Here is a 12264-nt window from a genome sequence, read left to right on the forward strand (position 1 = left end):
CCATCATCGGCGAAGATTAAAAAGAAAAAGTGCGTGCAGCCATCAGTTGAATACTAGTATCGTCATATGCATCTAAATTGGTTTGATGTACACCTAACGTCAAATCAAATCCTGAAAAAGCATAGTTTGCAGATATTTGATAATGAATATAATTATCCTTACCTGCTTGCCATTCATATTTTTTGCCATCCATACTCTTAGAATAATCAATACCGGCTTGAATATTAAGTTCATCACTCATCACAAAGTTATAGTTAAACATTGCAATAAAATGACCTGCATCTGAGCCAACAAAATCCGGACTATACCAAAAATTTACTTCCGCATTGCCCAACACAAATTTAGAATATAATTCGGTATAATTAATCTCTGAACTATCATCACCACCATGATAAGTATAATGAGCAAAACCGAGATCTACTGACATGTCATTATTCAACTCAAAGGCATAACCACCATAAAAATCAACCTCAATATCAGTATCATCACCAAAATCAACATTAGAGCCCCAAGTACCAAGGTACCAACCTTCGTCATTGGCCCAATCCAAAGATGCTTGTAATGCAGGATCTTTATCTGTTTGGGTAATACCATTAAATAAATAATTATTTGTAAGAGCAACCGTGCTCGATACATCAGCCCAACAACTTTGAGAAAAGGAAAATAGACTAAAAGCAGCTACTTTTATCACATGGTTCATTTTATACACCCCTAGAATTTGATTTCACGCCTAGTATAGTTGCTAATTTGAATAACCCCCTATTTAACAAATAATTAATCTCATAGTGAAACGTCACTGATTAAACCATTTATTTTTATAAGACTACGATGGTTTGTGACTCCATGATCTTCTATAATGGATTCTAAACTATCGTCTAAACAACTGCTTACGTATGCAGTTGACTGATATGAGGCTGTTGGGCGTGCAGAAAAAAAATTATAACATCTTAAAGTCATCTCTTGTTTTTTTATGCAGCCTTATTATTGCCTACATCATATTTATGCTGTCTTTTGCGCAAGGGATCGGGGTTTTGCATAAAGATATGTTTCCAGCTTACGTTGAGACTTTTCCTGCTAATCAACAACAAATTGAAAGTCATACCCTACTTTCAGCATTTTTTTGGAACTCAGACATCATTTCTCAAGCAGACAAGTTTTACTTAGTAATCGATAAAAGCAATGAAGTCTACACCGCCATAGAATTCAAAACGATGTTCAGCAAAGTAATGTTTTTTACAAACATTCCTTTGCTGCTTATTATCTTAAGTGCCTTTTTTCTGCCTTTTTATATGTCACTCCAGCGTAAAGGCAAGCAACTAAAAACCATTAATCGCCTCAATGAACAAACTCAAGCGCTATTAGCCGCCTTCAAAATCACAACCCAATCACATTACAACAACAATAGTTTAACTCAACTTGACCACTCATTAAGCTTACTTAACGAGCGCGTTTTACACTATCAACAAGAAACTCAAACCAGTATTTGCCAAGATAAACTCACGGGGTTAGCCGATCGCCATGCCTATCTTGCTCATCTACAAGAGCAACTCAATGATGCAGAAAAAAATCAATCAAAAAAAGCGCTCTTGTTTATAGACCTTGATGGTTTTAAACAAGTTAATGATTCTTTTGGTCATAGTTTTGGGGATGAAGTACTGATCCAAGTTTCAGAACGATTACGCAGCGTGGTCCGAAATCACAACTTGAGCCATCCACATTCAACAACCTTGATTGAACTCAACTTAGCCAGACTTGGTGGTGATGAATTTTCAATTTTCATAGAAAATGAAGAACTTGCTGAACAAGCCGTAGACGTAGCGCAAAGTGTGTTATTCGAAGTGGAACGTGATTTCGTTTTAGGGAATAAAATTATCAAGATTGGCGCAAGCATAGGTATTGCTATTTTCCCAGACAGCGCCTCTTCTGCTTATGCCTTATTACAAATGGCTGATGTCGCGATGTACCGCGCAAAAACAGACGGCAGAGGCATTTTTAGAGTCTACTCTCCAGAAATGGGCAGTAATATGCGCCGTTATCATTATCTGCTAGAAGAATTACGTTTAGCGATGGCAAGTAAAAATTTCAGCTTATCTTTCCAACCTATTGTTCATGTTGAAGATTGTAGCATCGACTATTTTGAAGCCTTAGTTCGATGGTCACATCCAATTGAAGGTAATATCAGCCCAGCTGAATTTATTCCTATCGCGGAAGAATCTAATTTAATCTTAGAGTTAGGCGACTGGATTTTACATGAAGCCTGTCGGCAAATGTCCGCTTGGTACAACGCAGGCATGCGCAAGGTTCGAATCTCTGTTAATGTCTCAGCTGTACAATTAAAGCATCGCGATATTTTTAATTGGGTGATGGAAACTATTGATAAAGTGGGTTTACCAGCGCACGCTCTGATGCTTGAAATTACAGAATCGTGTTTTATCGAAGCATCGAATGAGGTTATTCAAGAGTTAGAAAAACTTCGAGAGGCAGGAATACTGATTGCAATTGATGACTTTGATACAGGTTTTAGCTCTTTAAGTACTTTAGCCGAACTTCCTATCGATATTATTAAAATTGATAAACTCTTTATTGATCAGGCTAATGATAATCCCAAATACAATAAAATTCTTAATTCAATAAGTGAACTTGGCAAAGAGCTTGATTTAAAAGTAGTTGCTGAAGGCATTGAGCACGCCAATCAATTTGAGCTAGTCAAAAAACTCGGGATCCAATGTGTTCAAGGCTACTTAGTAAGCAGACCTGAAACCTCAAGAAACGTAGGTAACAAGGTTTTATCGGGTAATCTCAACCATATTGCAGCAACCGGCACGGGAGTATGGTTACCAGAAACACATAAATCCAACCATTCTGCGACGCCATTTAAGCCATATAGAAGTAGTCATTAAAGTTAAAAGGCTTTTTTCATCGTGTTAGCTTTTTTTTACTGGTTGTCATTATATTCAAGGGTATTATTTTTCAAAACCCCTTAGTCAGCCAGATTATGAACAATTACTACAAGACAATGACAAATAAACGACAATAACGTTCTATTTAGATAGACGATATTTAAAAATAAATTTACTCATTACTAGCTATGCTAGATCGAGCAAGCTAAAATTAATTTATATTCTACTGATAGTTGATATAAATATGAGAATCAAATATTTAAGTACTTTTTTAATGAGCGCAATGTTATTCAGTACAGCTACTTTTGCTGACTTGCAAAAAGGTATTGATGCGGCCAATGTGGGGGATTTTGAAACAGCTAAAGCGGAGTTTGAATACTTAGCACAAAATAATTATGCCCCTGGCATTTACCATTTAGCTGATCTTTATGCTAACGGTCATGGTGTTGTTCGTGATTATACTCAAGCCGTAATGTTATATGAAAAAGCCGTATCCCTTGGTTATGAAGATGCTATGTTTGCCCTAGGCGTTTTATATCAAGATGGTAAAGGGGTCAAAGCCGATAATTCAAAGGCAGCCGAGTTATTTACCCAAGCGGCTAAAAAAGGCGTAGCTGCAGCTCAGTTTAATTTAGGCGTGCTTTATACTAATGGTGTGGGTGTTGGAAAAGATTATGAGTTAGCAATTGATTGGTATACAAAAGCGGCTGCACAAAATTTTACACTAGCCCAATTTAATTTAGCGTTAATGCATTTTGAAGGTTTAGGCACACCAAAAAGTATTTCTAAATCATATATTTGGAATACCATTGCTGAATTTAACGGTAACAAAGATGCAAGCGAAAGCCGCAAACTTGATGAGCGTAAACTGTCACCTAGCGAAATAAAACTGGCAAAAGAAAAAGCTGAGGAGATGTATCAGCAAATACTTGCTGGTAAATACGTTGATGGCCGTCGTATTTAACAAAACAGCGACAATAATGATGAGTGTTGTCGCTGCTTTATAATTCAATTAAATGGTTATCTTAAAAATAACCATTTAATTGATTTTACCATCCAATTTTTCATGTTTAATATCAGCCAAGTTCTAGGATTAAAACGGTAACTTTTAAATATAGTTCTGTTTTGACTGAAAGTGGCAAATCCTTCTTTACCATGATATTGACCCATTCCCGATGCACCGACTCCACCAAAGGGTGCATCATCGACCGCAACATGCAGTACAGTATCATTAATCACAACGGCACCACTTCCAGTCTTTGCAGTTAGTAGTTGCTGCAATTCTTTATCAAAAGACATGATGTAGAGCGCCAGAGGGTGTGGCTTATTATTGATATACTCAATCGCTTCATTTAGGTTGTCGTACGGTATCAATGGTAATAAGGGCCCAAATATTTCATATTCTAATAACGCACTATCTGGCTGAAGATTATAAATAATATGGGGCGCCAAACGATGTGAATTGTCATCATAAGCGGGTTCACAGGGCGAAGCAATCTCTGCGCCAGCTTGTTTTGCTTGTTCTAATAGCCCTTTTAATCGTTGATACTGCGCGTTATTAATAATTGAACTGTAATCTGAGTCAGCTAAACCTTTTGCGTACATGGTGCTAAATGCCTTACAAAATTCAGCCACAAATTCTGATTCTTTGCCTCGTGGCAATAAAACATAATCGGGTGCCACACAAATTTGCCCAGCATTTAGGCATTTACCAAAAATCAAACGCTCAACAGCTACTTTAATAGGTATTTCAGGGGTGATCACAACCGGTGATTTTCCACCTAATTCTAGAGTCACTGGCGTCAAATTTTGAGCCGCTGCAGCCATAACCATCCGACCGACGGCTGTTGACCCCGTAAAAAATAAATGATCAAAAGGTAAACGGGTAAATTGCTCACTCACCTCTTTTTCGCCTTCGACAACCACAATTAAGTCGGTAGAAAAAAGTGAACATATTTTTCGGATCACTTGATTTGTTTCAGGCGTAAACTCACTCAACTTTAACATCACTCGATTCCCAGCAGCAATAGCAGTGATCAAAGGTGCAAAAGCTAAATTAATAGGAAAATTCCAAGGTACAATTATTCCCACAACCCCTAAAGGAAAAGATTGAACAGTAACGCGAGAAGGTAATAAAAGTAACCCTGCATCTCGACTTTGTGGTTTCATCCATTTTGTTAGGTGTTTGATCGTGTATTTGAGGTGCTGAATCGAAGGTAAAATATCAGCCATAAAAGAATCAAAATGACTTCGTTTGCCATAGTCGCAGTTAAGTGCATCAAGCAACTCTTGTTGGTGTTGTAATAAAATGTCTTTCAGTTGGGTTAATTGCTTGATCCGTTCGCTACTCGATGAGGGCGCAGTCGCAATGGTCGAATTTTTTAAACGATTAAACTCAACTTGGAGGAGATCTGAACTCGTATTGTTAATCATATGCTTCATCATCACTTTATTTCGTTTAAACTAGCGTGAACCGCATGATAACTCAACAGTATTTTATCTATTTAGAGTGATTAATCTAAACGTGATTTTTTATTCTAAAAATAAATCGTCTAACTTACCCTGCTGTTTTAAAAGTAAGATAGCGTCGCTGACTTGATTACACACATTGAGCAACTGCTCATCGTGTTGAAACATAAAAAACACGTCTAGCTCATTAATTGGTTCAGAGGCATTATAATGCACCTCGTTTTCTAACTTCAGCGCTTTAATCGCTTTCACACTTGAACTTAAATCACCAACAAATGCATCAATTCGCCCAGCGAGTAGTTTTTTTAAATTTACTTCGTCACCACTCACCCACTCAATGGTTAAATCCGAGTTATTGGTAATATTTTTACCATAAGAAAAGCCGCGCACAGCACCAATTCGTTTACCTTTAAGCCCACTAATCTTATCAATAATAGGATCGGCTTGACGATTGATGATAACAATCCGTTTCTTCATAAATGCTTCTGTGCGGCAAGAAGGAAAACTGCGCTGAGTTTCAAGCTCAGGAAAATAAGCAGGTAGCAGCCCTTGTTGAAACATCAACTGCACACGCTTTGTTGGATAGAGCTGCACCTCAAAATCAAGGGTGGTGATCTGCTCTATTTCGTCAAGAAGAGCCATTAATTGCCCTGATGAGCGACTTTCAATTAACCCTGGAATATAATAGCTTCCCAACACAATAGGCTTGCCTAAAACTGAAAAAGAAAGCAATAACAATAAAATAAGATTTATTTTACGCATTTTCTTTTCCTGAGAATTCGGCTATTAACGTCTCAACAACTTTGGGTTTCGAATAGTAATATCCTTGGTAGTAAGTTGCCCCAAGTTTTGAGATAAATTCAAGTTGTGCCGAGGTTTCAATCCCTTCAATGACCGTTTCAAGATTGAGCCCTTCCGCTAACTTTAAAATAGTTTCAATCAGACGCTTTGCAGACGGATCAGTGTCGATATTGGCAATGAAACTACGATCAATTTTTAATATATCGACAGGAAATTTCGACAAATAACTCAATGAGCTATATCCAGTGCCAAAATCATCAATAGCAACTTTCACCCCCATATCACGTAATAAATATATTTCATGGTTATGATTTAATTGCTCGATCATTAATACACTTTCGGTCAATTCTAAAATCACCCAACTTGGTGGCACATTACTTCGTTTGATTAATTCAGATAATGGGGGCACTTGGGTCGAGCTAAACTCTTTAATGGAGCGGTTGATAGCTACTTGTGCGAACTCTACAGCCACAGCATTAATTTGTTCAATGGCAATAAGCGCTTTTTGTGCAACCAAATAGCCCATACGATCGATTAATCCAAAGAACTCGGCTACAGCAATAAACTCTAATGGTGTGACAACACCCAATGTTAAAGAGCGCCAGCGCGCTAACGCTTCATATTTAGTTACTTTGTTTGTAGCGATACATACGATTGGTTGCAATTGAACATAAAACTCATCATGTTCTAGTCCATATAACATGGCTTCTTTTACTAACTGACGACGTTTAGCCGCTTGTTGCATGGCATCGGTATAAAAATGAGATTTCTGACGCCCTAGCTCTTTTGCTTGATACATTGCTTGTTCAGATTTTAGAAGTAACGTACCCGTTTCAGTCCCATCAAACGGAAACAAAGCAATTCCTAAACTACTTGAGGTATGTATACGCTCATTAGCAATGATAAAAGGCTCATTGAGGACATTTTGCAATTTTTGTGCAACCAGCTCTGCACTGTATTCAGGTGTGATAGCGTTAGCAATAACAACAAACTCATCACCACCCACACGCGCCAAAATATCACTTGAACGAATAACATTTTTAAGGCGCATGGCAACTTGTTTTATCAACTCGTCTCCAACTACATGGCCCTTTGTATCATTAATCAGTTTAAACATGTCTAAATCAACATATAACACAGCCATTTCTTGATTTGCACGCTTTGCCAATTTAACTGAGTTACTTAAGCGCTCAAAGACTAATGTACGATTGGGTAAGCCTGTTAGATGATCATAATTTGTCTGAAAACGCATTAACTCTTCGGTGCGTTTTTTTTCACTGATATCGGAAAAGATAGAGTAGTAATATAACACCTTTCCATTTTCATCATTAATAGTGCCTATTTTTAACCACTCAGGAAATACTTCACCATTTTTGCGCCGATTCCACATTTCCCCATGCCATTGGCCTTGCTTATCAATCGCTGACCACATTTGATCGTAAAAAGCAGCATTCTGCCGGCCAGAGTTGAGAATACTAGGCGTACGGCCTTGTAGATCAGAAAATTCATATCCAGTAATGTCGGTAAATGCGCGGTTGACCTTAACGATTTTTTGTTGTCCATCGGTGATCAACACCGCTTCATTCATATTTTCAAAAACGCATAATACCAATTCAAGCTCTTGGGTATTGCGTTTTCGCACCGTAATATCTTGAATTGTACCTGTGAATGAACATAATCCATCTTGATCAATAGCCTGGGCAACATGATGAAGCCACACCTCTTCGCCATTATGTAAGACGACTCGATGCTCAAAATTGAATGGTTTTTGTAACTTAAAAAGTGCGTCAAATGCTTTTGTGACAATATATTTATCTTGATCAGCAATCATGTCCATAAACATTAAGTGGCTGGGTGTTACCTTTGACGAGAGTTGAAGGATTTTATGCCACTCTTTTGACCATACAAGCGAATCATCTGCTGGATTTAAACGCCACCAGCCAAGCTGAGCAAGTTGCTCTGCATTTTTTAATTGCGCAATACTATTATCTAGAGTCACTTTTTGCTTGGCAATTGTCGAGAGATCTAAACAAAAACGTTGTTGCAGTGCATTGAGTGCAACAGTTAAACGATCAATTTCATCGTTTTCTCCACTTTTTTTATCCAAACAAAGTACGCCAGCTTGCCCAGTAAAATGCTGCTGCTCAGAAAAGTGGGTTATTTTTACTAAATGGCGTGTTATTAAATGATTAACTAACCAATAAATAACTAAGCCAATTAAAATAGTTTGTATTAATTGTGTCGCGACGATCAATATCGATTTTTTAACTAAATCGTTATAAACCGACTCTAAATTTGCAATAACCGTTAAGGTGGCAATGTGCTCTTTGTCGTGAAATAGCTGAAACTGCTTTTTTTCTTGATACCCAAGCGTGGTCGCTCCGGCATACCAGGTTGACCCTAAAGTCGACTGTAATCGCACATATTGAATATTCGGTAAGGTAATAATGCCATTAAGTTGATGCTCGATAATTTCATCATCAAAATCCCACACACTATTGCCAAGCGCTGGTAAATAACTTTTCTGCACCATGGTAAATGCGCTATTGAGTTGTTTTATATTTTGTTTGTAGTCATCGTATACCAATAAAGAAGCGCTAATTAATGCAAATAAGCTACTAAATAATAATATTGCATACAATAATTTTCGGCTCAGTGGACTATTTGGAAATATATTCAAAATTGCTCCAAAATAAATAATTGAAATCAACTAGCTGAAAGATAGGTGAGAGATCTTAGCTTATACACGCTTGAAGTAGAGGGGCTGTCTTAGCGAAGGTAAATGTATTTCTATTCGCAGGCAAGCTTTTAAAAAATAACTGATATCACCTTCAAGCATATTGATCTGAGTCAAGAAATAGCCCGTAATAAGTCAAAAAATATTGAGTGCACCTACTTCTAGGTAGACCGGCTTTTTTTATTGAAATATCAATCAGCTCCCTTCACGTCCTTTACGGATTTAAAAAACACTCATTTTGATGAAGTACTCAAAATTTCTTATGACTTGTTTTTACACATATAAAGCATATCAAGCTTTGTATCATAAGCGGTAGTATCAACACCGATAATACCTAACACTGTATGAAATAAATTATCGTGACTCAATTGGGCGGTATCAGCAAGATTTCTTTCACACCGAACGTCCCTATCATCGTCTCTAAACCAAGTCAGTAATGGTACATGTGTTTGTTGCGAAGGAGCCAAACTATAGGGAAAGCCATGAAGATAAGCACCCATTTCACCTAATGACTCACCATGATCAGATATATAAAGTAATTCTGTCGATACCTCATCAGGTAACTTTTTAAGCTCAGCAATACTCTGTGCTAAAACAAAATCAGTGTATGCGATTGTATTATCGTAGGTATTAATTAACTCCTCTTGAGTACAGCTTTGAATATCACTACGTGGGCAATCAGGTGTAAACAAGCGCTGTGCTTGTGGGTAGCGGCGAAAATAAGTCGGACCATGCGATCCCATCATATGCATCACTATTAATACTTTATTACTTTTTACATCCTTGAGTTTTTGATTAAGTGCAGGAATTAACATTTCATCTAAACAAAACTCACCATCACACATGTTATTATGCTGTGTATGATCAATCTGCTCATGCGTCACCCTTACGCACACCCCTTTGCAACCCGAATTATTATCAATCCAAATTACATCAACCCCAGCTTGCTGAACTATATCGAGCATATTTTGCTGATTGAATGCTGTTTTATTGTCAAAACTCTCGCGATTTAAGACCGAAAACATGCATGGTACAGAAACCGCAGTAGCAGTACCACAAGAAGAAACATGCTTATAGGCTGTCATGCTTAGTGGCTTTGTATAGCGATTGGTTGTTCGCTCATAACCATTGCTTGAAAAATTTTCAGCACGCGCTGTTTCACCTACGACCAATACAAAAATTTGTTTCTTATTTTCATTAATCAGTGTCGGTTTAGTGTCGAGAACTTTAAATTCGAGTGGGGTCTCTAGATAAGTTCTCTTAACATATTTAATACTACTGTCTAAAAATTGACTCGGGATAAGGAATTTTTTTAACTCTTTATTATTACGACCAACCGAAGCGAAATTAGAATAAAAAGATACTGCAATAATAGATACCCCAACAAAAGCAATAAACAATAACATGGCTCTTTCTTTCAGATCAGCTGTAAACCCCTCGTACTGAATTTCCACCCGATAGAGTAAAAAAGCAGGCAACAAACCGGCTATCAAAAAACACAATGCAGCGCTTTGATTTAAATAAGTATGTGCCTCGCTGATATCTGTTTCAAAAATATTTTGCATCATGCCGTAATCAAATACGACATCATAATTTTGACCTGCATAGAAAACCAACGATGATAAAATGAACAGTAATATTAAAATAGGTTTAACAAACCATCGACTTGAAATGAGTGTAAAAAAGATTAATAGCAGCAAAAAAACAAATACAGGAATTAAGCTTAAAAATACATAATTGTAATCAGGAAGTACCGTGATAGCTGCGTGCATGCGTTTTAAAAATGGGTAATTATAAACAAAAGTAAAGTAAAAACTAACCAGAAGGAGCAAAGTTCTTAAGCTACACTTGAATTGAGGTATGAAAAGCATTTTATAAAGCCAGCTGTAATTTATATGCCTTTATCTTAGCGAGCGAGTCTTAAGAAAAACTTAAGTTTTATCCTTTTTATAAAACCTTCTCACCATCACTTTCTGCTATGTGGCTTTAATTCATCGTATTAAAGTCTTATTGCCAATAAAATAAAATCGTTTCAGAAAGATTGGAGTATTTTTTGTTTTAATCGCCAGTTCCTTTAAATAAAACACACAAAAAAAGGCCATAAAAATAAAATAAAAATAAAAAAACAACAGCTTGATATTAAATTTCTTTGAATCAAACCTCAGAAGATTACTTTTGCTTAAATCGTAATATTTCCTACACTTGATTAGTACTTGAACTTTATTGAGTATCATTTTCAGAGGTCTTTATGAAAAAGATTAAGCATTTTGTATTAGTTACTGCCGTTTTAGTTTCATGCTTAGCCTTAAGCGAAGATATAGAGCTTTATGTCGGAGACAAAAAAGTTCAATTTGATACTAAACCACAAGTACTAATCATTTTTGATAACTCTGCGAGTATGAACCAAAAGATAACCACTGCCGAAGGTTATAAATCTGACACTATTTACCCTGTTGTATCATCTTTTGATAACTCTCTTAATGAAGACTTTGTATATTTTACAATTGGTAGTGGCGTAGATGATGAGCTACCTCGAACGGATAAAAACAGCGATACAAAACGATTCAACTCTCCCGTAAATGGTTGTGATGCAGCACGTAAATCACTTGCAACATACGGTTTTTACACCGGTTTTATTCGAGAGCACCAATACAAAGGTAATACCGGTTCTTGGGTTGAATTAAAAGAAAACTCAGGTGCAAGTACCATTGCAGCCCTTGATTGTTTAGATGATGTGATTGCAAAAGACGGTAAAAATACTCAAATGTCGCTCAAAATTGGAGGTAAAACATTTAGCTCTCCGGATTCAATTTTACAAGGCGTGCCAAAAAATGGCGCTACAAAAAGCAAAAACGATTTCTATTCCGGCTCAGCGACTTTAACCGAAGAACAATTACAGTCTGCTATGAATGTGTTCAGTGGTGGGCAAGTTGTAACTCTGTATCATCCAAATTATTTACGTTGGTACCACGCCGAAAACAAAAAAACTGTTGAACTAGCTCGCCTAGCAGTGGCACAAGAAGCGATTACAACCGTATTAAATGCCACTCCTATTGTTGACTTTGGTTTAATGATATTTAATCTTGATTACCCGTATGAAGGCAATCGTGATGGCGGACGGATCATTGCCAATTTTGGTCAGGCAAATACGAGCATTATTTCAAAAATCAGCTCAATCGAAGCGGAAACCAATACACCTTTGTGTGAAACATTATCTGAAGCGTTTCGATTTTTCTCGGGACGATCAGTAAAATATGCTTTCGAAGATACCAACTGTAACAAAAGTGAGTGCCGAAGCTTCTCCTATACCGGAAATACCCCCTCCCTTTGACTCTTCTACTATGTCAGGCGCAAGTT

Annotated in this window: 8 protein-coding genes; 3 read left to right on the top strand and 5 right to left on the bottom strand. The window is 37.0% G+C overall.

What is annotated here, in order from left to right; all coding sequences use genetic code 11:
- Positions 1–16: 16 nt before the first annotated feature.
- Positions 17–700 carry a TorF family putative porin gene (locus AC3KZC_RS18275; RefSeq protein ID WP_490579047.1) on the bottom strand — a complete coding sequence of 228 codons (684 nt, stop codon included), beginning with the start codon at positions 698–700 and terminating at the stop codon, positions 17–19.
- Positions 701–1001: 301 nt separating this feature from the next.
- Here AC3KZC_RS18275 and AC3KZC_RS18280 point away from each other — a divergent pair, with 301 nt between their 5' ends.
- Together AC3KZC_RS18280 and AC3KZC_RS18285 are read left to right on the top strand one after the other, a co-directional pair.
- The gene (locus tag AC3KZC_RS18280) at positions 1002–2900 is read left to right on the top strand and encodes a putative bifunctional diguanylate cyclase/phosphodiesterase (RefSeq protein ID WP_490579073.1); all 1899 of its coding nucleotides are present in this window, start codon (positions 1002–1004) and stop codon (positions 2898–2900) included.
- A 274-nt stretch (positions 2901–3174) separates the two neighbouring features.
- Positions 3175–3864: a tetratricopeptide repeat protein gene (locus tag AC3KZC_RS18285; protein WP_518525933.1), complete on the top strand. Its 690-nt coding sequence runs from the start codon at positions 3175–3177 to the stop codon at positions 3862–3864.
- Between the two features lie 56 nt (positions 3865–3920).
- Here AC3KZC_RS18285 and AC3KZC_RS18290 read toward each other — a convergent pair whose 3' ends face one another.
- The 4 genes from AC3KZC_RS18290 to AC3KZC_RS18305 form a co-directional block, all read right to left on the bottom strand.
- A complete protein-coding gene (locus AC3KZC_RS18290) occupies positions 3921–5342 on the bottom strand; it encodes a coniferyl aldehyde dehydrogenase (RefSeq protein ID WP_490579074.1) in 1422 nt (473 codons plus the stop codon).
- Positions 5343–5432: 90 nt separating this feature from the next.
- A complete protein-coding gene (locus AC3KZC_RS18295) occupies positions 5433–6131 on the bottom strand; it encodes a substrate-binding periplasmic protein (protein ID WP_490579049.1) in 699 nt (232 codons plus the stop codon).
- Positions 6124–8850 carry an EAL domain-containing protein gene (locus AC3KZC_RS18300; RefSeq protein ID WP_490579050.1) on the bottom strand — a complete coding sequence of 909 codons (2727 nt, stop codon included), beginning with the start codon at positions 8848–8850 and terminating at the stop codon, positions 6124–6126. Before AC3KZC_RS18300 ends, AC3KZC_RS18295 begins: the two co-directional genes overlap by 8 nt.
- 317 nt (positions 8851–9167) lie before the next feature.
- On the bottom strand, positions 9168–10778 hold the full coding sequence (locus AC3KZC_RS18305) for a phosphoethanolamine transferase (protein WP_490579051.1): 1611 nt from the start codon (positions 10776–10778) through the stop codon (positions 9168–9170).
- A 377-nt stretch (positions 10779–11155) separates the two neighbouring features.
- Here AC3KZC_RS18305 and AC3KZC_RS18310 point away from each other — a divergent pair, with 377 nt between their 5' ends.
- Positions 11156–12238 (top strand): hypothetical protein, encoded by a 1083-nt coding sequence (locus AC3KZC_RS18310; RefSeq protein ID WP_490579052.1) that lies wholly within the window; start codon positions 11156–11158, stop codon positions 12236–12238.
- The last annotated feature ends 26 nt before the right edge of the window (positions 12239–12264 follow it).

It is taken from the genome of Pseudoalteromonas sp. J2K-J031 (assembly GCF_058197095.2).

Bases quoted from the DNA above. Each gene is read 5' to 3' on its own strand.
- AC3KZC_RS18280 (WP_490579073.1), top strand. From the start codon at position 1,002: ATGCTGTCTTTTGCGCAAGGGATCGGGGTTTTGCATAAAGATATGTTT.
- AC3KZC_RS18305 (WP_490579051.1), bottom strand. From the start codon at position 10,778: ATGCTTTTCATACCTCAATTCAAGTGTAGCTTAAGAACTTTGCTCCTT.
- AC3KZC_RS18310 (WP_490579052.1), top strand. From the start codon at position 11,156: ATGAAAAAGATTAAGCATTTTGTATTAGTTACTGCCGTTTTAGTTTCA.
- AC3KZC_RS18285 (WP_518525933.1), top strand. From the start codon at position 3,175: ATGAGCGCAATGTTATTCAGTACAGCTACTTTTGCTGACTTGCAAAAA.
- AC3KZC_RS18295 (WP_490579049.1), bottom strand. From the start codon at position 6,131: ATGCGTAAAATAAATCTTATTTTATTGTTATTGCTTTCTTTTTCAGTT.
- AC3KZC_RS18290 (WP_490579074.1), bottom strand. From the start codon at position 5,342: ATGAAGCATATGATTAACAATACGAGTTCAGATCTCCTCCAAGTTGAG.
- AC3KZC_RS18275 (WP_490579047.1), bottom strand. From the start codon at position 700: ATGAACCATGTGATAAAAGTAGCTGCTTTTAGTCTATTTTCCTTTTCT.